Annotated in this window: 22 protein-coding genes; 9 read left to right on the plus strand and 13 right to left on the minus strand. The window is 65.8% G+C overall.

The genetic code is table 11. From position 1 onward, the window contains the following. The first annotated feature begins 14 nt into the window (after window positions 1–14). Genes HHL15_RS13885 through HHL15_RS13895 form a run of 3 tightly spaced genes read left to right on the plus strand, consistent with a single transcriptional unit; the run spans window position 15 to window position 3,366 of the window. Entirely contained in the window at window positions 15–1,214 is a 1,200-nt protein-coding gene (locus HHL15_RS13885) for a type II secretion system F family protein (protein WP_169146382.1), read from the plus strand. A 2-nt stretch (window positions 1,215–1,216) separates the two neighbouring features. Continuing rightward, the gene (locus HHL15_RS13890) at window positions 1,217–2,704 is read left to right on the plus strand and encodes a hypothetical protein (protein WP_169146383.1); all 1,488 of its coding nucleotides are present in this window, start codon (window positions 1,217–1,219) and stop codon (window positions 2,702–2,704) included. Then, window positions 2,701–3,366, plus strand: coding sequence for a hypothetical protein (locus HHL15_RS13895; RefSeq protein ID WP_169146384.1), 666 nt, complete (start codon window positions 2,701–2,703; stop codon window positions 3,364–3,366). The genes HHL15_RS13890 and HHL15_RS13895 overlap by 4 nt, the downstream gene beginning before the upstream one ends. On the opposite strand, the gene argJ is transcribed toward HHL15_RS13895, so the two are convergent. Beyond that, window positions 3,354–4,592, minus strand: coding sequence for a bifunctional glutamate N-acetyltransferase/amino-acid acetyltransferase ArgJ (argJ, locus tag HHL15_RS13900; RefSeq protein WP_169146385.1), 1,239 nt, complete (start codon window positions 4,590–4,592; stop codon window positions 3,354–3,356). The two genes, HHL15_RS13895 and argJ, sit on opposite strands and share 13 nt — an antisense overlap. Before the next feature lie 394 nt (window positions 4,593–4,986). Here argJ and HHL15_RS13905 point away from each other — a divergent pair, with 394 nt between their 5' ends. The 5 genes from HHL15_RS13905 to HHL15_RS13925 all read left to right on the plus strand — a co-directional run bounded on the left by HHL15_RS13905 (window position 4,987) and on the right by HHL15_RS13925 (window position 10,733). Next, window positions 4,987–5,856: a PEP-CTERM sorting domain-containing protein gene (locus HHL15_RS13905; RefSeq protein ID WP_169146386.1), complete on the plus strand. Its 870-nt coding sequence runs from the start codon at window positions 4,987–4,989 to the stop codon at window positions 5,854–5,856. Window positions 5,857–6,087: 231 nt separating this feature from the next. Beyond that, window positions 6,088–7,116, plus strand: coding sequence for a nitroreductase family protein (locus HHL15_RS13910; protein ID WP_169146387.1), 1,029 nt, complete (start codon window positions 6,088–6,090; stop codon window positions 7,114–7,116). A gap of 255 nt (window positions 7,117–7,371) precedes the next feature. Further along, window positions 7,372–8,610, plus strand: a complete 1,239-nt coding sequence (locus HHL15_RS13915) for an ABC transporter permease (protein WP_169146388.1) — start codon at window positions 7,372–7,374, stop codon at window positions 8,608–8,610. 5 nt (window positions 8,611–8,615) lie between these two features. Further along, a complete protein-coding gene (locus HHL15_RS13920) occupies window positions 8,616–9,830 on the plus strand; it encodes an ABC transporter permease (protein WP_206198759.1) in 1,215 nt (404 codons plus the stop codon). 30 nt (window positions 9,831–9,860) lie between these two features. Further along, a complete protein-coding gene (locus HHL15_RS13925; RefSeq protein WP_169146389.1) occupies window positions 9,861–10,733 on the plus strand; it encodes a class I SAM-dependent methyltransferase in 873 nt (290 codons plus the stop codon). 36 nt (window positions 10,734–10,769) lie between these two features. On the opposite strand, the gene HHL15_RS13930 is transcribed toward HHL15_RS13925, so the two are convergent. After that, on the minus strand, window positions 10,770–12,194 hold the full coding sequence (locus tag HHL15_RS13930) for an HDOD domain-containing protein (RefSeq protein ID WP_169146390.1): 1,425 nt from the start codon (window positions 12,192–12,194) through the stop codon (window positions 10,770–10,772). Window positions 12,195–12,322: 128 nt separating this feature from the next. Next, complete coding sequence (gene secA / locus HHL15_RS13935; protein WP_169146391.1) at window positions 12,323–15,049, minus strand: preprotein translocase subunit SecA; 2,727 nt, start codon at window positions 15,047–15,049, stop codon at window positions 12,323–12,325. 146 nt (window positions 15,050–15,195) lie between these two features. On the opposite strand from secA, the gene HHL15_RS13940 reads away from it, so the two are divergent. Continuing rightward, the gene (locus tag HHL15_RS13940) at window positions 15,196–15,627 is read left to right on the plus strand and encodes a DciA family protein (RefSeq protein WP_169146392.1); all 432 of its coding nucleotides are present in this window, start codon (window positions 15,196–15,198) and stop codon (window positions 15,625–15,627) included. Between the two features lie 10 nt (window positions 15,628–15,637). Here HHL15_RS13940 and HHL15_RS13945 read toward each other — a convergent pair whose 3' ends face one another. The 10 genes from HHL15_RS13945 to murD form a co-directional block, all read right to left on the minus strand. Beyond that, the gene (locus HHL15_RS13945) at window positions 15,638–15,826 is read right to left on the minus strand and encodes a hypothetical protein (protein ID WP_169146393.1); all 189 of its coding nucleotides are present in this window, start codon (window positions 15,824–15,826) and stop codon (window positions 15,638–15,640) included. Between the two features lie 7 nt (window positions 15,827–15,833). Continuing rightward, the gene (lpxC, locus tag HHL15_RS13950; protein WP_169146394.1) at window positions 15,834–16,751 is read right to left on the minus strand and encodes a UDP-3-O-acyl-N-acetylglucosamine deacetylase; all 918 of its coding nucleotides are present in this window, start codon (window positions 16,749–16,751) and stop codon (window positions 15,834–15,836) included. A 147-nt stretch (window positions 16,752–16,898) separates the two neighbouring features. Beyond that, the gene (gene ftsZ, locus HHL15_RS13955; protein WP_169146395.1) at window positions 16,899–18,038 is read right to left on the minus strand and encodes a cell division protein FtsZ; all 1,140 of its coding nucleotides are present in this window, start codon (window positions 18,036–18,038) and stop codon (window positions 16,899–16,901) included. A 167-nt stretch (window positions 18,039–18,205) separates the two neighbouring features. Further along, the gene (gene ftsA / locus HHL15_RS13960; protein WP_169146396.1) at window positions 18,206–19,435 is read right to left on the minus strand and encodes a cell division protein FtsA; all 1,230 of its coding nucleotides are present in this window, start codon (window positions 19,433–19,435) and stop codon (window positions 18,206–18,208) included. After that, window positions 19,432–20,304 carry a cell division protein FtsQ/DivIB gene (locus HHL15_RS13965; RefSeq protein WP_235943393.1) on the minus strand — a complete coding sequence of 291 codons (873 nt, stop codon included), beginning with the start codon at window positions 20,302–20,304 and terminating at the stop codon, window positions 19,432–19,434. The genes ftsA and HHL15_RS13965 overlap by 4 nt, the downstream gene beginning before the upstream one ends. Then, window positions 20,297–21,214, minus strand: a complete 918-nt coding sequence (locus tag HHL15_RS13970; protein WP_328825039.1) for a D-alanine--D-alanine ligase — start codon at window positions 21,212–21,214, stop codon at window positions 20,297–20,299. Before HHL15_RS13970 ends, HHL15_RS13965 begins: the two co-directional genes overlap by 8 nt. A gap of 1 nt (window position 21,215) precedes the next feature. Then, window positions 21,216–22,610 carry a UDP-N-acetylmuramate--L-alanine ligase gene (murC, locus tag HHL15_RS13975; protein WP_169146398.1) on the minus strand — a complete coding sequence of 465 codons (1,395 nt, stop codon included), beginning with the start codon at window positions 22,608–22,610 and terminating at the stop codon, window positions 21,216–21,218. 10 nt (window positions 22,611–22,620) lie between these two features. After that, the gene (murG, locus tag HHL15_RS13980; protein ID WP_169146399.1) at window positions 22,621–23,679 is read right to left on the minus strand and encodes an undecaprenyldiphospho-muramoylpentapeptide beta-N-acetylglucosaminyltransferase; all 1,059 of its coding nucleotides are present in this window, start codon (window positions 23,677–23,679) and stop codon (window positions 22,621–22,623) included. After that, window positions 23,679–24,926 (minus strand): putative lipid II flippase FtsW, encoded by a 1,248-nt coding sequence (ftsW, locus tag HHL15_RS13985; protein ID WP_169146400.1) that lies wholly within the window; start codon window positions 24,924–24,926, stop codon window positions 23,679–23,681. The genes murG and ftsW overlap by 1 nt, the downstream gene beginning before the upstream one ends. Next, window positions 24,923–26,314, minus strand: coding sequence for a UDP-N-acetylmuramoyl-L-alanine--D-glutamate ligase (gene murD, locus HHL15_RS13990; protein ID WP_169146401.1), 1,392 nt, complete (start codon window positions 26,312–26,314; stop codon window positions 24,923–24,925). The genes ftsW and murD overlap by 4 nt, the downstream gene beginning before the upstream one ends. Window position 26,315: the final 1 nt, after the last annotated feature.

Here is a 26,315-nt window from a genome sequence, read left to right on the forward strand (position 1 = left end):
CGGCAGCAGGACTCATGGGCCTCTTCACCTATCGCGCCATGGATCCCCACGGACAGATTGTCCGGGGGCACATGGAAAGCAGCAGCCTGGCGGAGCTCGAAGCCCGGCTCCAGCGCCTCGAGCTGGATCTCATCCACGGCAGCGATGCCCGCAGCCACTGGCGCTGGCAACCACGCCCGGTGCCGCGCCGTGAGCTCATCAACCTGTGCTTCCAGCTGGAACAACTGCTGGGCGCTGGCGTGCCCGTCACCGACAGCCTGAACGACCTTGCCGACGCCATCCGGCAGCCCCGGCTGCGTCAGGTAGTGGCCGACCTGGCCTCGGGCATCGAGGGTGGCGCCAGCCTGAGCCAGGCTCTGGCACAACACCCCGACGTCTTCGATGCGGTGTTCTGCAACCTCGTCCGCGCCGGCGAATACAGTGGCCGCCTGCCCGAAGTCCTGCGGGCCCTTTGCGAAGCCTTCAAGCGCGACGACGAACTGGCCGCCTACGCGCGACGCATGGCCATCTACCCCGCCATCGTCGGCCTCATGGTGCTGGCCGCGCTTGGCGTGGCCTTGGTTTATGTGGTGCCCGAACTCGCCCGCCTGTTCCAGACAGCCGGCCTCCCGCTACCCTGGCAGACCCGGCTGCTGATCGCCCTCTCCCGCGGCGTCACCCACTATGGCGCGCTCCTGCTCTTCGCCACCGCCGCCGCCGCGCTGGCTCTGCGACAGGCGCTAGGCCGCCCCGCCCTGCGCCTGCGCTACGACGCAGCCATCCTGCGCGTGCCGGTTCTGGGGGCGCTCCGCAGCAAGATCGCCATGGCCCGTTTCAGCGGCCTGTTCGCCATGATGTACGCCTCCGGCATCACCGTGCTGGACGCCCTGCGGGCAGCCGAGAACGTGGTCGGCAATACGGCCCTGCAGGCAGGGCTGCGCCAGGCCGGACGCAGCATCGAGGACGGGCGGAGCGTCTCCGAAGCCTTTGCGGAAGTCAGCCACTTCCCACCCCTGGTCACCCGCATGATCCGGGTCGGCGAGCGCACCGGCGGGCTCGACAAGGCCTTGTCCAATGTCAGCTACTTCTACGACCGCGACGTGCGCGAAGCCATTGAGAAGCTCCAGGCCGGCATCGAACCCGCTCTGACCCTGATCCTGGGCGGACTGCTGCTGGCGGTCATGAGCGCAGTGATGATGCCGGTTTACGACATCGTCACCCGGCTCAAATTCTGACCATGACCAGGCCGCACCACATCCTTTACCTGACCAGCACCAGCCTGACCCCCTGTACGGTCGTGCGGGGCCAGATGAAAATCGAGCCCTCCTGCCCGCCGACCGCAGAAGGCTTCGCCCGCTTCGAAGCCTTTCTGCAGGCGAACCCGCCGGGCAGCCGCATGACCATCCTGGCCGACCTGGCGGACGAAGCCCACCACCTCGAATCCCTGCCCTTCGCCCGCGGCAGGGACCGGCGCAACATGCTGGAGCGGCGGCGGCAGCACCTCTTTGGCGACACACCTTTCGTGCTGACACGCTCGCTGGGGCGCAGCCCGGAAGGCCGCCGGGACGAACAGGTCCTGTTCGCAGCCCTGCCCCGCCCTGCCGTCATCACCCCCTGGCTGGAGCGCATCGTGCAGGCCGGGCATGTGCCCGGAGGGATCACCTCGGTCCCCTTCCTGACCCGCCACCTCGTGCCCGCAGACATCTCCGGCCCCATGGTGCTGGCCCACGCAACACCCGCCGGCTTCCGGGTCAGCTGCTTCGAGAAGGGCCAGCCGAGGTTCAGCCGCCTGACGGCACTCGCTGCCGCTCCGGGCCAGTCGGGCAACACCTGGCAGGACGAACTGCGACGCAGCGCAGACTACCTGCTCAACCAGCGCATCCTCCCACGGGATCCTCCGACGCCGGTGCTGCTGATCCTCACGCCGGAACTGGGCCTGTCCCCGGATGCCAACCTGAGCTCCCTTCACCCAGGCCTCGCCATACGCATCGAGACCTCGCCGACCGGGGCCGCCGCGCAGCCTGGCAGCCCTCTTCACGGACTGCTCGAAATCCTGTCACGCCACCCCGGTGAGCCCCAGTTTGCGCCGCACGCCATACTGGCCCGCCGGCGCCACCTGATCTTTGCGCAAGCCGCCTGGGTACTCGCCGCGGCGGGCATTCTGGCCTGCGCCGGCGTGTCCCTTCATGACCTGGGCAGCATCCGCGACCTGCGGCAGCAAAAAGAGACGAACCTGGCCCGGAGCCGGGCACTCGAAGCTCAGGCCAGTGCCCTGCGTGGCACACTGCACACAGCCCCCAACCCCCTGCCTCAGCTGGAGCAACTGGAACTGGATCTGGCCAACCTGGAGGCCCTGCAGCAGGCGCCGCAGGGCCCCGAAACCGACCTGCGTCGCCTGGCCGATATCCTGTCCGGCAACCCGGCCATTCAAATCGAGGCCCTGGATTGGCGGCGCCTCCCGCCTGTGGGGGAGAACAGCGCAAGCCGCAGTCTCGAGATAAAGATTGCCCCTCCGCCCCAGGAGCTGCAGGCAGGCGTGGCCCCCCCGCCGCTCATGAGCCTGCTCCGTGCATTACGTCAGTGGCCGGAAACTGAAGTCCGGCAGACAAGCGGGACGCTTGCGCCCGAGTCGCCGGCCCCGCGGGCAGGCGATGTCGCGACGGACGACAGGGCTGCACCGGACGACCATCCCAGCATCCAGGTCCGCTGGCTGCCACGCCAATGAAGAATCCCCTCACACGCTCCACTGCGCGGCTCGCCATGTCGGCCCTGGCGCCCGCCATGCTTGCACTCGCGGCTGGCGCGCTCCTCTTCTTCAGCCGCCACACGCTGGAAATCGCGCAAAGCCAGCTGGATTCCGCCCGCACAGCCCTGGCGCGCGCTGCGGCGGAAGTCTCGATGGCCAAAGATCTGGTCCGCCGACACGAGCTCGTGCAGGCTCATCTTGCCACCCTCCACGAACGCGGCCTTGACCAAGCCATCGATGAACTCCGCTGGCACGAGACCCTGACCAGGGCGCGCCGGGACCTCCACGTATCGTCCCTGCGCTACACCCTACCCCCCGAGAGCCCGGAGGAACGTGCAGCTGACGCACCGCCATCCTCACTCCGGATCTCCAGCCTGCGCTTTGAGGCGGAACTGCGGCACGAGGGAGATTTCCTGGCCCTGATGCACCGACTCGAACAAGTCAGCGCAGGTGTGCGTACCCGCCACTGCAGGCTGACACTGACACAGGAGGAGGATTCAGCCCCCCGCCTGAAGGCCCGCTGCGAACTCGAGCGGGCCTACGTTCAAGCAGGGGAAGGGGACATACAGCAGGCGGACCAAGGGCGCGGCGCCCTTCCGTCAAACCGGGGGGCGCCGCTCCGGCAGGATCAGGAGCGGTAATCCGCGTTGATCTTGACATAGTCATAGGAGAAGTCGCAGGACCACAGGGTGGCTGCCGCAGAGCCGCGCGCGAGGTCAACCCGCACGGTGATCTCGGCCTCCTGCATCACCCGGGCACCTGCCTCCTCCCGATAGCTCGCAGCGCGTCCGCCATGCTCAGCCACCAGCACCTCCTCACCGGCGCTCGCCAACCAGACACGCAGGCGGGACACGTCGAGATCGTCAATACCCGCATAGCCAATGGCGGCCAGGATACGTCCCAGGTTGGGGTCCGACGCAAAGAAGGCCGTCTTGACCAGCGGCGAATGGCCGATGGCATAACCAACCTTGCGGCACTCATCGCGGCTGGCACCGCCCCCCACCTGCAAGGTGATGAACTTGGTCGCGCCCTCGCCATCCCGGACAATGGCCTGGGCCAGCCAGATGGAGAGGTCCAGCACCGCTGCACGGAAGGCAGCGTAATCCGCCGAGGCTGCATCCGACAGGGTCGGGTTGCCGGCCTGGCCAGTCGCAATCAGGATGAAGCTGTCGTTGGTCGAGGTGTCGCCGTCCACCGTGATGCTGTTGAAGGACAGGTCGGCCACGTCCTTGACCAGCGCGTCCAGCAGGGGCTGGGCCACGTCCGCATCGGTGGCCAGGAAACCCAGCATGGTCGCCATGTTCGGCTTGATCATGCCGGCGCCCTTCGACATGCCGGTGAGCGTCACGGTCTTGCCGCCGATGCTCACCTGGCGGGAGGCCGCCTTGGGCACGGTATCCGTGGTCATGATGCCGTGGCAGGCATCGAACCACCCATCCGCCCGCAGCGCCTCCCGGGCAGCAGGCAGGCCGGCCACCAGGCGCTCGACCGGCAGCGGCTCGAGGATCACCCCCGTGGAGAAGGGCAGCACCTGCTCCGCCGACACGCCCAGGAGCGCCCCCACGGCCTCGCAGCTCGCACGGGCGGCAGCCAGGCCAGGCTCCCCCGTGCCGGCATTGGCCACTCCGGTATTGATCACCAGCGCCCGGATCCCGCCAGCCGGCAGATGGGCCTTGCATACCTGCACAGGCGCCGCGCAGAAACGGTTCTGGGTAAACACCCCGGCCACGCGGGCGCCCGGCGCCAGCTCGATCAGGGTCAGATCCTTGCGGTTCTGCTTGCGGATGGCGGCCTCGGCCACACCGAGGCGGACGCCGGTGACAGGCAGAAGGGCAGCGGCTTCAGGGGCACACAACAGGACAGGCATGAAAGACTCCGGAGATTCCTAGTTTTATGAGGATGAATGACACATACGCTGGCGCATCAGAATCGAGGCCAGCCTTGACGCGGATGATAGCGCCTCAAGGCTGCCAGGGGTTTGCACGCACAGGCGTCCCGTCCCAGCCCTCAGGGCCAGCCGCAGCCAGCCTTTCACACAGGCGTCTACACCATGACGAGCGTGCGTCGGCCAGTTCACCGGCATGTCGAATTTTTTTACACATCCTTGCACTCAAGTCTTCAATGAAATATTTTCCATAAAAAAAACATGAACTTACAGACGTAAAAATAGCTGGCACAGGACGTGCTAGATGGTTAGCGCGTCTTACTGCTGGCTCACAGCAACAGTCTGTTAGCAACCTACATCTGCAAAAGGAAATAAAATGAAACTCTCCAAGATTGCTCTGGCCACTGCTGCTACGCTGCTCAGCGGTGCCGCCTTCGCCGATTTCGTTCCGCTGCCCGTCGGCGTTGGCATCCTCGAAGATGACAACATCGAGTACGTTCTGGACGCTCAAGGCAACTTCAAGACCAGCGGCACCCTGGCCGTTGGCGACCGTCTGCGCGCTGTCGTGAAGTTCAGCAACGTCCTGAACCCCGACAACTCCGTCTTTACCGCCCTCGGCGCCCCCGGCCTTGAGCTGACCGGCATCTCCGAAATCGAAGTGAAGTCGATCAACGCGGTTACCGGCCTCTACACCTTCGGCACCTCCGCCGCCTTCACTTCCGTGTATGGCGCCGGCGCCATGGCCGCCATGTTCGCCCAGACCACCGGCGACTTCTTCACCTCCTGCAACGGCACCAGCATCGCTGCCTGCGAAACCGCCGCCACCAACGGTACCAAGTGGGCTGTTGCCGGCCTGTCGGATGCGGACGACTTCTGGGTTGCCAGCAGCGCCATCGCCGGCGTTCCCCTGAACACCATCGACGTCAGCACCCTGTCCGGCTCCGCCGCGACCACCAAGGTTGCCGTGGCCAACTTTGCCCTGTCCATCCTGTACAACGGCACTGGCTACGAGTTCAACGAACAGACCTCGGCCCTGTCCCCGTTCTACACCGTTGGCGGCGATGGCAAGACCGACGTTATCGGCTCCGGTGACATTCTCGGTGGTCAAGGCCTCGCCAACAACTACGTTGCTCGCAGCGACTTCGACTTCCAGGTGAGCCGCGTGCCGGAACCCACCAGCATGTCCCTGATCGGCCTCGGCCTGCTGGGCCTGGGCGCTCTGTCCCGCAAGCGCAAGGCTTCCTGATCTCCTGACGGAAATCACGTGCTGCCCCTGCAGCACGCAAGCCTGAACAAGCCCCCGGTTTTCCGGGGGCTTGTTTTTTTATGCCCATCACCCGCGGTATCCTCTTCTCCTGATCACTGGCATCCGTGTAATACGCAGCCCAAGGATCGGATCATTCGGTTCCACGCCGCCCATGCACCCCGCATGTAGCGGTCTTCAGTTACCGCAATCTGCCCGGAGAAGGCCTTACCCATGGACATTCTGGAACTACTGCGCCTGGCCACCCGCGCCCCATCCGCGGACAACTCCCAGCCCTGGACCTTCACCCAGCAAGCTGACGTCCTGAGCTGCCGCTACGCCCACCCGGGCAACTTCCGCGATCCCTTCGGTCCCAACGGGCATGCATCCCTGCTGGCAGCAGGCGCGCTGCACGAAAACCTGGACCTGATCACCGGCGGACAGGTCGAGTGCCGCCTGGATACCGGCCGCGAAGACATACCTTGGGAGTTGAACATCAGGCCTGCAGGTGCCTCCAGCCCTTCCAGCGCGTTACGCGGTCAGATGGAGAATCGCCATACCAACCGCCACCCCTTCGCCAGGCGCCTCCCGGGGCCACTCCCCGACTGCCAGGCCAGCCCTGGCGTGCGGATCATCACCTGCACGGAGAGCCCCCGCATCCATGCCCTGGGCGAGGCACTGCAACTCTGCTCGCGGGCCCGTTTCAATCAACCGGAACTCCATGAATGGTTGTTCACCAGCCTGCGCTGGAACGATGACGAGATCGCAGCAGGCGACGGGCTCGACATCAATACGCTCCACCTCCCGCCGGGCGGCCAGCACTTCATGCGCTGGATCAAGCCCTGGCACAGGATGGAAATGCTCAACCGGCTGGGTGTCGACAGGATGATGTCGATTGCCGATACCGTCATGGTCAAGCAGGCGCCCGCGGTCATTGCCCTGTGCGGCAGCGACGAGGCGCAAGACGTCTGGAACGCGGGGAGAACCCTGCAGCGCCTGTGGCTTGGATTGAACGATGCCGGCCTGGCCGTTCATCCCTACTACGCCGTGACCGACCTCGGCAACCGGCGCAAGGCCGGTCGCCTTCTGCCTGGCTGGGATGCCTCCGTCCAGCGCGGCGAGGAAATCTGCGCCGACACCCTCGGTCTCGAGCGAGGCGAGCAGGTCCACATGCTGCTGCGCGTCGGCCTCGCCCGCCACGAGGCTGTCCGCGCCAGGCGTCGCCCCGCACAGCGCTTTCTCTCCGCGGACAACAGAGCATGAATCCCCGCGCGGGTCTAAAGTCCGCCCGTTCCTGTCCGACATAGATCTGACGGGCATTTTCCGGAATCCCACCCGGCAGCCGCCATCCGCCGAGGAAGGTCTTTGGGCTACCATGTCGGCATGGGCGTCCGGGCGTACCTTTCGCTCACGCCCTCATTCAACACGCCAGGAACAGGAATCGACCCCCATGGCACGCATGCATAGCTCCAGGCACCTGCCAGCCCCCGGTGGCGCTCACCCTGCAGCGAGGACAAGATGAAACTGAATCTTGGCATCCTCCGCGGCATCGTCGACCTGGCCTCACGCAACCTGACGCGCCAGCGGAGACGCTCCCTGCTTGCGCTAGGCACTGTCTGCGGCGGGGTGGTGGCCTTCCTGCTGGCGGGCGGCTTCATCCACTGGATCTTCCTGCAGATGCGGGAGGCCACCATCCACGCCCAATTGGGGCACATCCAGATCACCCGGCCAGGCTACTTCAAGGAGGGCATCAGCGACCCCTACCGCTACCTGTTGCCGGACGACACGTCCGCGGTATCGGCCATCGCCCCCGATCAGATCAGCGCGGTCTCGCCCCGCCTGGCCTTCAGCGGCCTGGTCAGCAAGGAAGACTCGACCGTATCGTTCATCGGGGAAGGGATCGACCCGGTGCGCGAAGCACCGATCACCAGTGCAATCTCGATTGTGTCCGGCAAGGACCTGACTGCCAGCCCACCCGACTCCGCCATAGTCGGCGAAGGACTGGCGGCCAACCTGGGGGTTGCCGCCGGTGATCGCATCGTCCTGCTCGTCACCACTTCGAACGGCAGCATCAATGCGGTGGAGCTTACGGTCGCCGGGCTCTTCGCCACCAGCACCAAGGCTTATGACGATACCGCCCTGCGGGTTCCCATTCCGGTCGCCCGCAAGCTGATGCGGGTCCAGGGCGCCACGAGCTGGGTGGTCCTGCTCCACGAGACATCCCAGACCCAGCCCACCGCCGAGCTCTTCCGCTCCAAGCTGCCCCCGAAGGAGTTCGAAGTCGTTCCCTGGGAACAGCTGGCCGACTTCTACACCAAGACGGTAACGCTGTTTTCAAAGCAGGTGGGCGTCGTGCGCCTGCTGATCGCCATCATCGTCATCCTGACCATCTCGAACACCCTGTCGATGGCCGTCGCCGAACGCACGGGAGAAATCGGCACCTCCATGGCCCTGGGTGTCCGCCGCAGCGGGATCATGGCGCTGTTCATCTGTGAAGGCCTCCTCCTCGGCACCATAGGCGGGCTGCTCGGCATCGGTCTGGGTTATCTCGTCGCGGCTGCGATCTCGGCCGTCGGCATCCCGATGCCGCCACCGCCGGGCATGGCGCGCGGCTATATCGGTGCGATCCTGGTCTCCCCGGGCCTCGCCCTGGATGCCTTCCTACTGGCGTTCGTGACCACCCTCCTCGCAAGCATCCTGCCCGCCTGGAAGGCCTCACGGATGAACATCGTCGACGCACTGCGCCACCAGCGCTGACCGCCATGCTGCTCAAACTCGCCTCCCGCAACATCCTGCGCCAGAAGCTGCGTACCGCCATGACCCTGGCGGCGATCGTGATCGGCGTGGCCGGCCTCATCCTGTCCGGTGGCTTCGTCCAGGACATCTTCATCCAGCTCGGCGAAGCTTTCATCCACTCCCAGACCGGCCACATCCAGGTGTTCCGCAAGGACTACCTGGAGAAGGGCAGCCGCCAGCCGGAGCGCTTCCTGATCGACGCCCCCGACAAGCTGGCCGCAACGATAGCCGCCAGCCCCGGCGTGGAGTCCGTCTCCTCGCGCCTCAACTTCGCCGGTCTGCTCAACAACGGCAAGCGTGACCTGGGCATCATCGGGGAAGGCGTGGAACCCGACAAGGAAGCCCGTATCGGTACCTATGTGAAGGTCACCGCCGGCCGCCCCCTGACGGACAAGGATCAATACGGCGTATTCATCGGCCAGGGCGTGGCCCACTCCCTGAACCTCCACCCGGGCGACACGGTGAACCTCGTGATGAACACCTCCGACGGCGCGCTGAATACCCTGGAGTTCACGGTCATCGGGATTTTCCAGAGCTTCTCCCAGGAGTTCGACGCCCGCGCGGTACGCATTCCCCTGCGCGCCGCCCAGGAGCTGCTGGCAACCAAGGGAGCGAACCTGCTGGTCGTCTCGCTGAACCGGACCGAAGACACCGACACGGTCTTCAAGGGCCTGCGCGGCCAGCTCGACCCGGACAAGCTCGATGTCAAGACCTGGCGCCAGCTGTCCGACTTCTACGACAAGACCATCGTCCTCTATGATCGGCAGTTCGGGGTGTTGCAGCTGATCATCCTGTTCATGGTCCTGCTGTCGGTCATCAACAGCATGAACATGAGCACCTTTGAGCGCATCAGCGAGTTCGGCACCCTGCAGGCGCTGGGCAACCGCGAGAAGGATGTCTTCCGCCTGCTGATGTACGAGAGCTGCATCCTCGGGGCGATTGGCGCCACCGCCGGGGTCATCGTCGGCATACTGCTCGCGCTGATCATCTCCGCCATCGGCATCCCGATGCCGCCGCCCCCCATCGGCAATGTCGGCTACACCGCCTACGTCCGGCTGGTGCCCTCGACCATCGCCAGCGCCTGGATCATCGGCTTCCTGGCAACCGTCCTCGCCTCGATCCTGCCCGCCAAGCGCATCGTCCGCATGCCCATTGTCGATGCCCTGCGGCAGAGCATCTGAACACGCCCTGACACGAAAGGGAAACACACCATGATGAACCCTGCCCTGATCCCGGTCTTTCTGCGGGAGCTCCTGGTGGAACGAAGCCTGCCTCGCGAACCCGAGCCCGACCTGGTCATGGACGACCCGGAGCAGGTCGCGGCCTATGCCGAAGCCGGCCGCATCGATGGCGTGATGGCGGCGTCCTACCTGTTCCATTCGGCGCGGATCAGCCAGACCATCCAGGGTGCCCGCAGCGTGCTGGACCTGGGCTGCGGGCCTGCCACCCAACTGAGCCAGATCGCCCAGCTGAACCCGGACATCCAGTTCACCGGCATCGACCTGTCCCCCACCATGCTCACCGACGCGGAAGCCCATGTCCGCAATCTCGGGCTGAAGAACGTGCGCTTCATCGAGGGGGACATCTCCACCCTGGAGAAAGTGGGCGACGCATCCATGGACGGTGTGATCAGCACCATGGCCCTGCACCACCTGCCCAGGCTCGAGCTGCTGGCCAACACTTTCCAATCGGTACGCCGCGTGCTCACGCCTGGCGGCGCGGTATACCTGACAGACTTCGGGCGGCTCAAATCACTCAAGTCGGTGATCTTCTTCGCCTACATGAACGCCCGCTACCAGCCCCACCTGTTCTCCCTCGACTACGAACGCTCCCTGCGGGCAGCCTTCATCAAGGAAGAATTCGAGACCCTGGCGAGCCAGTTCCTGCCCCCCGGGATCAAGGTCCATTCGACCTTCAAGGTTCCGTTCCTGGTGATCGTCAAGTCGCCGGACCGGGGCTTGCCGGATGCATTGCGCAGCCATATCGGGAAGCTCTACCGCGAGCTGCGCCCCCGCTACCGCCGCGACATGGACGACATGCGCCGCTTCTTCGGCATGGGCGGGCTGCCCAACGATCCGTTCTGAACGAAGCGCCGCCGCCCCGGCGGCCTCCGGTCTTGCCTAGCCCTCGCCCCTCAGGCTGACCGCCAGGGACACCTGCATGGCGAAATGGCGCAGCGCCAGCCAGCGCTCCTCATCCCCGGGCTTCCCGTTGAGGTCGGCGTACAGGACACCGATCTGTCGATAAGGCGTCCCGAAAGGCACCAGGAAGGCCTCGTCACAGCCGGTGACCCCGAGCAGCCGTTCCATACCCGGCAGCTCCATGCGAGCTGGCTGGATGCGACAGGCCTGGGCACTATCGATGGCGGCGTCCAGCACATCATCCGGCTCACCATCCATCGAGAACACGAAACGGGCGCACAAGGCCTCTGCCCCCACGCCCAAGCCGAGCCGCCCCTTCAACTGGCGGCGGTCTGGCGTCAGCATGGCCAGGATCACACGATCGCAGGCCACCCCACGGAACACGCCCTCCACGGCCAACTGGAGAATCTCGGAGATGTCCGACCTGCCCACCGTCATCGCCGCCAGATCGTGCAGGATGCGCAACTGCAAGGCCGGATCCGGACCAGAAGGGGGGGCAACCACCTCGGGGGGGGGCGAAACCGGAAGATTTCCCTGCGGGATCAAGCCCGCTGCAGCCGTGGAGCCAAAAGTCGAGGCGATACGTGCCGCCACGGCTGAATTGGCCACGATCTCCTGCCCGACCACTGCCGGCGACATCTCAAGGTACTCGGCCAGCTCCCTCAGCAGCTGGCGCCCGGCGAGCGACTCCCAGCCTTGCTCCGCCACACGGGCGATCTTGTGCCCAAGCACGACGGCCCGCTCCGGCCCGCTGGCCCGCGGACGCCCCTCGAGCGCCGCCGCCACGAGGGGGCCAAGCCGCCACTCCCGCACAAGGCCAACCGATAGCTGTCGCAGCGGGAAGCCCGGGACCACCTGCTGCGCTTCATCCTCCTTGAGGCCGGACTGGATCATGCAGCGATCCAGACTGCGCGCCTGCCCGCCACCAAAGCACCAGAAGGCCATTTCACCCACACGCATCAGCAGGGCGGCAATGAAGACCTCTTCACCCTGGCTGCCACCACGCTTCATCGCCACCCAGCGAGCCTGCACCGCCGCATGGAAACTCCGGGCCATCTCCTCGTGCACCCGGCTGCGCACGCCACCGCTCAGCAAGGAGTCAACCAGGGACACCGAAAGAGCCAGCTCGGCGACCGGATCGAAGCCCAGCACGACGATCGCCCGCGACACGGTGCTCACACCTTGATGGGCGTGGTTGAAGAACGCGCTGTTGGCCAGCCGCAAGACCTTGGTGGTCATCGCAGCATCCTTGAGGATGACCTGGGCCAGCGCGGAGGCCGATGCCTTCTCATCCTCCATGAGGGTGTGCAGGGCATCGACAGTGCGGCCGAATACCGGCATCTCGCAATTGCGGATGTGCGCTATCCAGCCGGTCAGGTCGAGATTACGGTCAGTGGAGTTCATGGATTCACCTGCCCGGATAACGGCAGGCAGGCTGCCTGCCTTGAGGCTGATCGGGGCCGATCGGGGCCGTCAACGGCCGAGGCCGGCACTCTGCGCCGGCCTCGGAGAAGTCTCGCCAAGCGGGAAGATCAGCTCAGCTTGCCGTGGCAATGCTTGTACTTCTTGCCCGAGCCGCAGGGGCAGGGATCGTTGCGGCCTGCCTTGGGAGCCAGGTTCTGCACCGGCAGCGAGTTTTCGCGATCCGGGTTGGCCGCCGCCAGGGCTTCGTCGTAGTCGGCGTGGTGATACTGCACGTTCTCCAGCTCCGGCGGCGCTTCGACGTCCTCCAGTTGCGCCTCGGAGCGCACCTGGACGGTCATGAGCAGGCGGGTCACTTCGGTGCGGATGAGCTGCAGGAGGTTTTCGAACAGCTCGAAGGCCTCCCGCTTGTACTCCTGCTTGGGGTTCTTCTGGGCATAGCCACGCAGATGGATGCCCTGGCGCAGATGGTCGAGGGCCGCCAGGTGCTCGCGCCAGTGGGTGTCGAGGCTCTGCAGCATCACGTTACGCTCGAAGCCGTGCCAGGCATTGGCGTCCACCAGGGCCACTTTGTCGGCGTAGGCCTGGGCTGCCAGCTCGAGCACCCGGCGCATCAGGTCTTCGTCGCTCAGACTGGAATCGGCCTTGACCCATTCGGCCACCGGCAGCTTGAGCTGGTACTCGGACTCGAGGGCCAGTTCAAGGCCGGAGAGATCCCATTGCTCCTCGACGGAATCGGCCGGCACATAGATGCGGAACAGGTCGTGGAGCACGCCTTCGCGCATGGCGGCGACGGTCTCGGAAATGTCGGTGCTTTCCAGCAACTCGTTACGCTGCTGGTAGATCACCTTGCGCTGGTCGTTGGAGACGTCGTCGTATTCGAGCAACTGCTTGCGCATGTCGAAGTTGCGCTGCTCGACCTTGCGCTGGGCAGTTTCCAGCGAGCGGGTCACCATGCCGGCCTCGATCGCCTCGCCTTCCGGCATCTTGAGGCGGACCATGATCGCGTTGAGGCGCTCGCCGGCGAAGATCTTCATCAGCGGATCTTCGAGCGACAGGTAGAAGCGGCTTTCGCCCGGGTCGCCCTGGCGGCCGGAGCGGCCACGCAGCTGGTTGTCGATGCGGCGGGATTCGTGACGCTCAGTACCGATGATCTTCAGGCCGCCGGCCTTCAGGACCTGCTCGTGGCGCAGCTTCCACTCCTCACGGAGCTTATTGACCTGGGCATCCTTCTCCGCATCGGAGAGGCTTTCGTCCTCCCGGATGAGGGAGACGGGCTTCTCGACGTTGCCGCCCAGCACGATGTCGGTGCCGCGACCGGCCATGTTGGTGGCGATGGTGATCACTCCCGGGCGACCCGCCTCGGCGACGATCTCGGCCTCCCGGGCGTGCTGCTTGGCGTTGAGCACGTTGTGGGGCAGCTTGGCGCGGGTCAGCAGCTCGGACAGCAGCTCGGAGTTCTCGATCGAGGTGGTACCCACCAGCACCGGCTGCCCGCGGGACACGCAATCCTTGATGTCGGCGGTGATGGCGTCGTGCTTCTCCTTCATCGTGCGATACACCTTGTCGTTCTGGTCCTTGCGGATCATCGGACGGGAGGTGGGCACCACGACGGTTTCGAGGCCGTAGATCTGGTGGAACTCGTAGGCTTCGGTGTCGGCCGTGCCGGTCATGCCGGACAGCTTGGCGTACATCCGGAAATAGTTCTGGAAGGTGATCGAGGCCAGCGTCTGGTTCTCGGCCTGGATCTTCACGCCTTCCTTCGCCTCCACCGCCTGATGCAGGCCTTCGGACCAGCGACGGCCCGCCATCAGGCGGCCGGTGAATTCGTCCACGATCACGACTTCACCACCCTGCACCACGTAATGCTGATCCTTGTGGTACAGCGCGTGGGCCCGGAGGGCGGCGTACAGGTGGTGGATGAGCAGGATGTTGCCCGGATCGTAGAGGCTGGAGCCTTCCGGCAGCAGGCCCAGGCGGCCGAGGATCTCCTCGGCGTGCTCATGGCCCTGCTCGGTGAGCAGCACCGAGTGTGCCTTGAGGTCGACGGTGTAGTCGCCCGGCTGGGTGATCTCCTCACCCTCGCCCTCCTGGCGGGTCAACAGGGCCGGCACCGCGTTCATGCGCACGTAGAGCTCGGTGTGGTCCTCGGCCTGGCCGGAGATGATCAGCGGAGTACGGGCCTCGTCGATCAGGATGGAGTCAACCTCGTCGACGATGGCGTAGTTGAGGCCGCGCTGGACCCGCTCGGACAGGTCGTAGACCATGTTGTCGCGCAGGTAGTCAAAGCCGAACTCGTTGTTGGTGCCGTAGGTGATGTCTGCCGCGTAGGCCGCCTTCTTCTGGTCGTGGGGCATCTGAGACAGATTGCAGCCCACGCTCAGGCCCAGAAAGCGGTAGATGCGCCCCATCCAGTCGGAGTCGCGGCTGGCCAGGTAGTCGTTGACCGTGATGACATGCACGCCCTTGCCGGACAGGGCATTGAGATACACCGGCAGGGTGGCGGTGAGGGTCTTGCCTTCACCGGTCCGCATTTCGGCGATCTTGCCGTCGTGCAGCACCATGCCGCCCACCATCTGCATGTCGAAATGGCGCATGCCATGAACCCGCTTGCCGGCTTCACGGACCACCGCGAAGGCTTCGGGCAGCAGGGCATCGAGGGCTTCGCCTTGGGCGATGCGCTGACGGAATTCATCGGTCTTGCCGCGCAGCTCGTCGTCGGACAGGGCCTGAATCTTCGGCTCGAGGGCGCTGATGGCACGCACCGTCTGGGAATACTGGCGAATCAGCCGGTCGTTGCGGCTACCGAAAATTTTCTTGAGAAGGCCTGCGATCATTTGATTTCGAAGGGAAAACGCGGCAAAACCGCGATTCTATCATGGCACCCGGACCCGGCCGTGACGGACAACCGGGCTGCACGCATACTTGTCCGCCCCGGCACAAGTTCATACCATGGGGACGCTTTCCTGTTTTCCAAGCCCCCATGAGCACCAGTTCCATCGACAACTTCCTCGGCAGCGGCGACGCCCTGTCCCGCCTGCAGGCTCACGCAGCACGGCTGATGCGGCTGCAGCAGATGCTCGCCGGCTTCCTGCCCGACTACATGGGGGAGGTATGCCGTGTCGCCAACCTGAAGGGGGAAGAGCTGATCATCCACGTGGAAAGCGCCGGCCTCGCCGTGAAGCTCAAGCAGGCGGTGCCAAGCCTGCTCGTCGACTTCACCCGGGCCGGGGTGCTGCTGCGCGACATCAAAGTGAAGGTGGCGGTGAAGGACTATCGCCCGCCCCCTCCGCCCCCGCAGGAACGCCACGTCAGCACGACGACCCGCGAAGGTCTCGGCAGCCTGGCGGACACCCTGCCCGCCGATTCACCGTTGGCCAAGGCCCTGCGGCGCTTCGTCAAACGGGCAGGTTGACTGCAGCGGGCTATACGAAGGGAACGAAGACGCGCTCGAGGATCAGCAGCGCGAAGAACACCAGGGCTGCGATGATGGCGTAGCGGAACATGCGCCAGCCCAGCGCCAGATAGCGCCGGTCCCCCGTGAACACAAAGGCGGCCAGGGAGCCGCCGATCCCGATTGCCAGCAGCACGGCAACGAGGCGGAGCAGCAGCATGCCCGCCTCAGGCGCTGGCCAGATCGAAGAGACGCGCCACTGCCGGCGGGGTCCGGGCGTCTTCTTCGAAGGTAACGATCTCCCAGGCCGACTCGTCTTCGAGCAGCACCCGCAGGATCTGGTTGTTCAGGGCATGCCCCGACTTGTAGGCACTGTAGGAGGCCAGCAGGGAGTGCCCGGCGAGGTACAGGTCGCCGATCGCGTCCAGCACCTTGTGCTTCACGAATTCGTCGGCGTAGCGCAGGCCATCGGCGTTGAGGACCCGGTACTCGTCCATCACGATGGCGTTGTCGAGACTTCCGCCCAGGCCCAGACCATTGGCGCGCATGAACTCCACGTCCTGCATGAAGCCGAAGGTACGGGCCCTGGACACCTCGCGGACATAGGAGTGCTCGGCAAAGTCGATGACCACCGAGGTACCGGTGCTGTCGATGGCGGGGTGGTTGAACAGGATCGAGAAGCTCAGCTTGAAGCCATCGTAGGGCTCCAGGCGCACCCACTTGTCGCCCTCCACATATTCCACGGCCTTCTTGACCCGCAGGAAGCGCTTGGGGGCATTCTGCTCCTCGATGCCGGCGGACTGGATCAGGAAGACGAAGGGACCGGCGCTGCCATCGAGGATGGGGATCTCGGCCGCATCCACGTCGATGTGCGCGTTGTCTACGCCCAGACCGGCGAGGGCCGACATCAGGTGCTCGACCGTATTGACCTTGGCGTCACCTTGAAGCAGGCCGGAGCACATGCGGGTGTCACAGACTGCGTAGGGGTCAGCGGGCAGATCAACCACAGGCTCCAGGTCCACACGGTGGAAGACGATGCCCGTATCCGGTGCCGCAGGGCGCAGCGTGAGGGTGACCTTGGCGCCGCTGTGAAGCCCAACGCCCGTGGCACTGACGACGGTTTTGAGGGTGCGCTGCTTAAGCATGGTCCGGATCCGCTTTCAAGTCATTGAATATTAACACGTCCAGAGTGCGGCACTGCAGCATCCCGCGAAAACGGCCCGCCAATGAAAAACGCGCAGCGGATGGAGGCGACCTCCCGCTGCGCGTTCCCAAGGCCCGGAGGCCCCGCGTCAGTCCGCCTGCTTGCGCAGGAAGGCCGGGATGTCAAGGGTGGACATCCCGTTGGCGCTCATGGCTTCCACGGTGGTGCGCGAGGTGCGACGGATCACGGCCGGCATTTCCAGGCTGCCGTAGTCCACTTCCATACCGATGTTGTCGGTACCGGTACGGATCACCTGGATCTCCGGCTTGCGCATGACCGCGGCACGCACGGCACCCAGGCCGGTGGCCACCACGGTGACGCGGATGCGGTCTTCCATGGCCTCGTCGAACACTGTGCCGTACTTGACGAAGGCTTCGGAGGCGGCAAAGGCCTGGACGGTCTTCACGGCGTCACGCACCTCGGACATCTTCAGCGAGCGGCTGGCGGTGATGTTGATCAGCACGCAGCGGGCGCCAGACAGTTCGGTGCCTTCCAGCAGCGGGGACACAGCGGCCTGCTCGGCGGCGATGCGGGCACGGTCGAGGCCAGCGGCCTGGGCAGACCCCATCATCGCACGGCCCATCTCGGCCATGGCGGTGCGCACGTCCTGGAAGTCCACGTTCACCAGGCCCGGGACGTTGATGATCTCGGCGATGCCGCCCACCGCGCTGGTCAGCACGTTGTCGGCGGAGCGGAAGCAGTCCTCGAAGCCGGCGTCATCACCGTACACTTCGAGCAGCTTGTCGTTGAGCACGACGATCAGGGAGTCGACCTGCTTGGAGAGCTCCTCGACACCGCTTTCCGCCACGCGGATACGGTTCTCGAAGTCGAAAGGCTTGGTCACCACGGCCACGGTCAGGATGCCCATTTCCTTGGCGATCTCGGCCACCACGGGGGCGGCACCGGTACCCGTGCCACCGCCCATGCCGGCGGTGATGAAACACATGTGGGCGCCTTCCAGGGCCGCAGCGATGGCATCGCGGGACTCCTGGGCGGCAGCGCGGCCCGCTTCGGGCTTGGAGCCGGCGCCGAGGCCGGTCTTGCCGAGCTGGACCTTGGTGGGCGCCAGGCAGCGCGACAGGGCCTGGGCATCGGTATTGGCGGTGATGAAATCCACCCCCTGCACACCTTCACGGATCATGTGGTCGACGGCATTGCCGCCCGCACCACCCACGCCGATCACCTTGATATTGGTGCCACCGGCCGCCTTTTCAACAATTTCAAACATTTAACCTCGCCTCCAAAGAAATCTGCGCTGCCTGTTGCCGCGCGGCTAATACGATGCGCAAGCCGGGCCCATATTTAGTATTAATAGCGGATGTTACAACTAAATAAGGGCCTGCTGCACACAATCATTCAAATAGGTAACGCCTGTGAAACAGCGCTTCCCACCATTCAGAAATTCCGTTCAAACCAGGACCGCATGCGCGAAAAGACCTGCCCCACATTTCGCGTCTGACGTGCTTGGAAACCCCGCCGTTTCTGGGCTGCGCCTTCCATCACGAGCCCCATCGCATTGGCGTAACGGGGTTCGCAAACCACGTCTGCCAGCGCACCGTCGTACTTCGGATAGCCGATCCGCACCGGCATGTGGAAGACCTCCTCGCCAAGCTCGACCATGCCCTGCATCACCGCAGCACCACCGGCCAGCACGATCCCCGAGGACAGCAGCTCCTCGTAGCCGCTGCGCCGCAGCTCGGCCTGGACCAGCTCGTAGAGTTCGCATACACGCGGCTCGATCACGTCGGCGAGGGCCTGGCGGGAGAGCTTGCGGGGCGGACGATCGCCAACGCCCGGCACCTCAATCATTTCGGACGCGTCGGCCAGGGTATGCATGGCCACACCGTGACGGATCTTGATCTCTTCCGCCTCGGCCGTCGGCGTGCGCAGAGCCATGGCGATATCGTTGGTGACCTGGTCGCCGGCTATTGGAATCACCGCGGTATGGCGGATGGCACCCTGGGTGAATACGGCCAGGTCGGTGGTACCGCCACCGATATCCACCAGGCACACGCCCAATTCCTTTTCGTCATCGGAGAGGGTCGCATAGCTGGAGGCCAGGGGCTGCAGCACCAGATCGAGCACTTCAAGGCCGCAACGGCGCACGCACTTGACGATGTTCTGGGCGGCCGACACGGCGCCGGTGACGATGTGCACCTTCACCTCGAGGCGGACGCCGCTCATACCGATCGGCTCGCGCACCCCATCCTGCCCGTCGATGATGAATTCCTGGGTCAGAATGTGGAGGATCTGCTGGTCTGCCGGCAGGGGCATGGCCCGCGCGGTCTCGATGACCCGCTCCACGTCGATGGGCGACACTTCCTTGTCCTTGATGGCCACCATCCCGTTGGAGTTGAAGCTGCGGATATGACTGCCCGCAATGCCCGTATAGACATCGCGGATCTTGCAGTCGGCCATCAGCTCCACTTCCTGGATCACCCGGGAGATGGCATCCACGGTGGCCTCGATATTGACCACCACACCTTTCTTGAGACCCGAGGACGGCTGGGTGCCGAGCCCCACCACATCCATGCGGCCGTCCGGCTTGAGTTCGGCCACCACACAGGTGATCTTGGAGGTGCCGATGTCGAGGCCGACGATCAGTTCCTTGTACTCTTTGCTCATCGCTTCCCTTTGCTATCTTGCTTGCCTGCCGGCGCAGCGGACGGAATTGGCCGGAGGGCGAAACCACTGGGGTAGCGGAGGTCCACCACCGCTACGTTCATGTTCAATTGGGCCTTGGCCCTGGGGTAATGGGCCACGAAGCGCGACAGGCGCTCGTCGATGGGCGCTTTGGCCTGGTCATGGCCGAGCTCGATGGTCAGACCGTCTTCCATCTTGAGCTGCCAGGCCTCGCGGGCAGACAGCGAGACACCGACCAGTTGTTTGCCCAGGGGCCCGAGCTTGTGCGTGAAGTCGTCGAACTTGGCCAGCAGCACACCGGACGACCCTTCCGGGCCGCTGAAGATCGGCATCCTGGCATTGCTCGCCGCCGTGAAGATCTCGCCATAGCGATTGACCAGGCGCATGTCACCGGTCTCACCGACCCGCCAGTAGGCGGAGGCCACGTGCTCTTCCAGGCGCACCTCGATGGCACCCGGCCAGCGCCGCCGCACATCGGCCCGGCGCACCCAGGGCAGCTTCTCGAAGGCGCTCCGCACGTCGTCCAGGTCAACCGTGAAGAAATTGCCGCGCATCGACGAGCGCGCTGCGTATTCGAGCTGGGCCGTGGTGACCTGCGCCAGCGGAGTGGTGACCACCACTTCCTTCAGCGGGTACACCGGCAGGCGCGAGATGGCGGCCACCGCGGCATAGCCCAGCCCCGCCGCACCAAAGACCATCAGCGCATCGGAAATGAGATTGAGGAGCTGGGGACGATCCCACAGCCCGTTACCGCCTCCATCGCGCACCGGGCGCGCCGGGCGCGACCGCTTTCCGGCGGCGGACTTCCCCGCGCCGGCAGGCACATTGGAGGAGGCGCGCAAATCAGCCAAGACGCGCTCCAGCAAGGATTTCCAGGCACAGGGCCGCGAAGGACAGGCCGGCCACCCGGGCCGACATGGGAACCAGGGAGTGGTTGGTCATGCCCGGAGCCGTGTTGATCTCGAGCAGGGTGAAACTGCCGTCGTCCCGCAGGATCAGGTCGGCACGCCCCCAGCCCCGGCAGCCGAGCACCCTGGCGCTGCGCACGATGGCGGCCTGAATCTCCTGTTCCAGCGCTTCGGGCAGACCGCTCGGGCAGAAGTACTGGGTATCGTCGGTGAAGTACTTGTTCTGGTAGTCGTAGTTGCCGCCCGGCGCAACGATGCGCACCACGGGCAGCGCCCGTTCGCCCAGGAAGGGCGCGGTGAGCTCCTGGCCGGTGACGAACTCTTCGGCCAGGACCAGGGAGTCGTACTTCGCGGCCAGCTCCCAGGCCGCCTTCAGCTGCCCCGCCTCAGTGACCTTGGTGGCGCCCATGCTGGAACCTTCATGCACGGGCTTGACGAAGATCGGCAGCCCCAGCTCGGCAACCACGGCATCCCAGTCGGTATCCGCATCCAGAATCGCGAAACGCGGGGTCGGCAGGCCACTGGACAGCCACACCAGCTTGGTCCGCCATTTGTCCATGGCAATCGCCGAGGCCATCACGCCGCTGCCGGTATAGGGGATGCCCATCAGCTCGAGGGCGCCCTGCACCGTGCCATCCTCGCCACCACGGCCATGCAGGGCAATGAAGGCCCGGTCGTAGCCCTGTTCCTTGAGGATGTGCAGATCGGTCTCGGCGGGATCGAAGGCATGGGCATCCACGCCCGCCTCCTGCAGGGCAGCCAGCACCGCAGCGCCCGACATCAGGGAGATTTCGCGCTCGGCGGAAGATCCGCCCATCAGCACCGCCACTTTTCCAAATTGACTGCTCGACACCTTAGACCTCGCCACTCACCAGTTTGCCCGGCACACCGCCGATACTGCCGGCACCCATGGTGATCACCACGTCGCCATCCTGCGCCGCGGACAGGATTGCCCCCGGCATGTCATCGATGCTCTCCACGAACACCGGCTCGATCTTGCCCGCCACCCGCAGCGCCCGCGCCAGGGAACGCCCGTCGGCGGCCACGATGGGCGCCTCGCCGGCGGCATACACCTCGCCCAGCAGCAGGGCATCGACGGTGGACAAGACCTTCACGAAATCCTCGAAACAGTCCCGGGTGCGGGTGAAGCGATGGGGCTGAAAGGCCAGCACCAGCCGCTTGTCCGGAAAGGCGCCCCGCGCCGCGGCGATGGTTGCCGCCATCTCGACAGGGTGATGGCCGTAATCGTCGACGACCGTAGCCACGCCACCTTGGGGCAGGGCCACCTCGCCGTAGCGCTGGAAGCGCCGGCCAACACCCTTGAACTCGGCCAGGGCCTTGATGATGGCCTCATCGGACACCCCCACCTCGGTGGCCACGGCGATCGCCGCCAGGGCGTTCAGCACGTTGTGGCGGCCGGGCAGGTTGAGCACCACGGAGATGCGGCTGGTGGTGCCATTGACCCGCACCACATCGAAGCTCATGGTGCCGTCGGCGGCGTGGATGTTCTCGGCCCGCACGTTGGCGGATTCTGAGAAGCCGTAGCGCACGATCTGCTTCGACACCAGCGGCATGATCGAACGCACGTGCTTGTCGTCATCGCACAGCACGGCCACGCCGTAGAAAGGCAAATGCTGCAGGAAATCCACGAAGGACTGCTTGAGCCGCGCGAAGTCGTGGCCGTAGGTTTCCATGTGGTCGGCGTCGATGTTGGTGACCACCGAGATGACCGGCGTCAGCAGCAGGAAGGACGCGTCGGACTCGTCGGCCTCGGCCACCAGGAAGTCGCCCTTGCCCAGGCGCGCATTGGCGCCTGCCGCGTTGAGCTTGCCGCCGATCACGAAGGTCGGGTCCAGCCCGCCCTCGGCCAGGATGCTGGCCACCAGCGAGGTGGTGGTGGTCTTGCCATGGGTGCCGGCAATGGCGATGCCCTGCTTCAGGCGCATCAGTTCGGCCAGCATCTGGGCGCGCGGCACCACCGGGATATGGCGTGCCCGGGCAGCGATCACCTCCGGGTTGTCGCCCTTCACCGCGGTGGACGTCACCACGGCATCGGCGTCGACCACGTTCTCGGCGGCATGCCCCTGGATCACCCGGGCACCCAGCGACTTGAGGCGGCGGGTCGCCGCGTTGTCGCCCAGGTCGGAGCCGCTGACTTCGTAGCCGAGGTTCAGCAGCACCTCGGCGATGCCGCTCATGCCGGCGCCGCCGATGCCGACGAAGTGGATGGATTTGACCTTGTGCTTCACGTTCTGTCCTTTAAGCGGCGAGGCCTGCGCATACGTCCGCGACCCGCGCGGTGGCATCGGGCCGGGCGCACTGCCGGGCCTTTCCGGCCATCTCCAGCAAGCGCTCGCGATTCATGTCCTGCAGCAGCGCGGCGAGGCGCTGCGGCGAAAGTTCGGTTTGCGGCAACAGCACCGCCGCGCCGGCATCGGCGAGGAAGCGGGCGTTGCCGGTCTGGTGGTCATCCACCGCATGGGGGAAAGGCACCAGCACGCTGGCCACGCCGACGGCCGCCAGTTCGGCGACGGTGAGCGCGCCAGCGCGGCAGATCACCAGGTCGGCGTCGGCATAGCGCGCAGCCATGTCGTCGATGAAGGGCAGCAGCTCACCATCGACATCCGCCGCCGCATACGACGCCTTGAGCGCATCGATCTGGCGCGTACCGGCCTGGTGCGTCACCCGGGGGCGCTGCTCCGCAGCAAGCAGGGCCAGGGCCTTGGGCATGGCTTCGTTGAGGGCTGCGGCCCCCAGGCTGCCGCCCACCACCAGCACCTTGAGCGGGCCACTGCGCCCCGCGAAACGCTGGGCCGGCGGCGCCACCGCGGTGATCTCGGCGCGCACCGGATTGCCCGCCCACTCGCCCTTCTTCAACACATTGGGGAAACCGGTGACAACCTTGTCGGCCACCCCGGCCAGCACCCGGTTGGCCAGACCGGCCACGGAGTTCTGCTCATGCACCACCACCGGTGTGCCCAGCAGGGCCGCCATCATGCCGCCCGGGAAAGTGACGTAGCCACCCATCCCCAGCACCACATCCGGCCTCACGCGCCGGATCTGGCCCAGGGCCTGGGCGAAGCCGCGCAACAGGTTGAAGGGCAGCAGCAGCTTGCGCAGCAGGCCCTTGCCGCGCAGGGCGGTGAAGCGCACCCACGCCATGTCATAGCCGTTGGCCGGCACGATGCGCGCTTCCATGCCATCCGGGTTGCCCATCCACACCACCTTCCAGCCCCGCTCACGCAGGGCATCGGCCACCGCCAGGCCGGGGTAGATGTGTCCGCCGGTACCGCCGGCCATGACCATCAGGGTGGGCATCACGCGCTCCCTCCACGCATGATCTGCCGGTTCTCCCAGTCGATGCGGAGCAGGATGGCGATGGCCACGCAGTTGGCCAGGATGCCGGAGCCGCCAAAGCTCATCAGCGGCAGGGTCAGGCCCTTGGTCGGCAGCAGGCCCATGTTCACGCCCATGTTGATGAAGGACTGCACCCCCATCCAGATGCCGATACCCTGGGCCACCAGGGCGGCGTAGGTCCGCTCGAGCGTCACGCACTGCTTGCCGATGGCAAAGGTGCGCTGGATCAGGATGGCGAACAGCACCACCACCGTGAACACACCGGCAAAGCCCAGTTCTTCGGCAATGACTGCAAGCAAGAAGTCGGTATGGGCCTCAGGCAGGTAGAAGAGCTTCTCGATGCTCCCGCCCAATCCCACCCCGAACCACTCGCCGCGCCCGAAGGCGATCAGCGCATGGGACAACTGGTAGCCCTTGCCATAGGCGTCCTGCCACGGATCCATGAAGCCCAGGATGCGCTGGCGGCGATACTCGGAGAAGGTGATCAGCAGGACGAAGCCCACCGCCGCCACAATCGCCAGCAGCACGAACAGGCGCACATTGATGCCGCCCAGGAAGAGCACGCCGAAGGCGATGGCGGTGATCACCACGAAGGCGCCGAAGTCCGGCTCCTTGAGCAGCAGGAAGCCGACGAACAGGATCACCCCGGCCATCGGCAGGAAGCCCTGCTTGAAGCTGCCCATCAGGGGCAGCTTGCGGGTCGTGTAGTCCGCCGCGTAGAGCGCCGCGAAGAGCTTCATGAGCTCCGAGGGCTGCAGGTTGACAACCCCCAGGGGCAACCAGCGGCGGGCCCCGTTCACGTCGCGCCCGATGCCCGGGATCAATACGATCAGCAACAACACCACCCCGGCGATGAACAGCCAGGGCGCCATCTCCTGCCAGGCCCGCATGGGGATCTGGAATACCACCACGCCGGCGATCACCCCGATGGCCAGGAAGACGGCGTGGCGGATCAGGAAATAGGCGGGCTGGTGGCCGAACATGCGGCTGCCCTCGGCTGTGGCGATGGAGGCCGAGAAGACCATGACCAGCCCCATCAGCAACAGTGCCGCAGCCGACCAGATGAGGGCCGGATCGAGCTCACGGGCGGGGCCGGCCGGACGCAGCAGACGGTCGACGGCACGCCCGCTTTCCGGCGAACCGATCTCGCCGCCGTGGCGATTGAGGAAGCCGGACACAAGGCCCGAGAGGCTGGCAGCGAGCTTCATTCCGGGCTTACTCCGGGCAGGCGCAGCACGGCGTCGATGAAGACCTGGGCGCGGTGGGCGTAGTTTCTGAACATGTCGAGGCTGGCGCAGGCCGGGGACAACAGCACCACGTCACCGGCCTCGGCCCGGGCGTTGGCTTCGAGCACCGCGGCATCCATATCGGCGGCATGGACGAGCGGCACGCCGCAGCCGGCGACAGCCGCCTCGATCGTCGCGGCATCGCGTCCGATCAGGATCACGGCACGGGCATAGCGGGCAAAGGCCTCCTTGAGGGGTGAGAAATCCTGCCCCTTGCCGTCACCACCGGCGATCAGCACCACCTTGCAGCGCAAGCCTTCCAGCGCCGCCACGGTGGCGCCGACATTGGTGCCCTTGGAATCATCGTAATACGTCACGCCGTCATCACGCCGGGCGACCTGCTCCACCCGGTGCGGCAGACCACGGAAGGCTTTGAGCGCCTCGAGCAGGGCCGCCCGCGGCAGGCCGGCGGCCTCGCACAGCGCCAGGCCAGCAAGGGCGTTGGCCACGTTGTGGCTGCCCGCCAGACGCATGGCCGAACGTGGCATGAGCTTCTCGTCGCCCTTCGCCAGCCAATCCGCACCGTCCAGATCGACCACCCCGTAGGCGTCGGCACCGTCAGGCGCATCCACGCCAAAGCTCAGCACCCGACGGCCCGGCAGCGCCATGGCAACAACCCGCGCATCGTCGCGGTTGAGAACCTGTACTCCGTCGCCCTGGAAGACCGCGGCCTTGGTGGCCGCGTAATCGTCGAGCCCGGCGTAGCGGTCGAGATGATCGTCGGTCACATTGAGCACGGTGGCGGCCACGGCGTTCAGCGCGGGGGCGGTTTCGAGCTGGAAGCTGGAGAGTTCGAGAACCCAGAACCCGGGCAAGGGCTGGCCCGCATCCTGGCGGGCCATCAGCACATCCAGCGCGGCCGGGCTGATGTTGCCGGCCACCACACCATCCTCGCCGGCGGCCTTGACCATCTCGCCGGCCAGGGTGGTGGTGGTGGTCTTGCCGTTGGTGCCGGTGATCGCGATGATCCGGCTGCTGTCACGCACGCCGCAGAGATCCAGCGCCTCCACCAGCAGGTCCATCTCGCCGACCACCGGAATGCCCCGCGCCCGGGCGCTGCTCACCAGCGGCTGGCGCGGGTCCAGGCCCGGGCTGATGGCGATCCGGTCCACGCCGTCGAGCAGGCTGTCGGCGAAGGGGCCGGTCACCAGCTCGGCTGCCGGGGCCTCGACCTTCAGGCGGTCGATGCCCGGCGGCACGGGGCGCGAATCGGCCACGCGCAGGGCCACGCCTTGGCGGGCCAGCCAGCGGGCCATCGCCAGGCCGGATTCGCCGAGGCCGAGAACGAGAGTGAGCCGGGAGGCAGCCATG

The sequence above is a fragment of the Zoogloea dura genome (assembly GCF_012927165.1).
Lineage (GTDB): Bacteria > Pseudomonadota > Gammaproteobacteria > Burkholderiales > Rhodocyclaceae > Zoogloea > Zoogloea dura.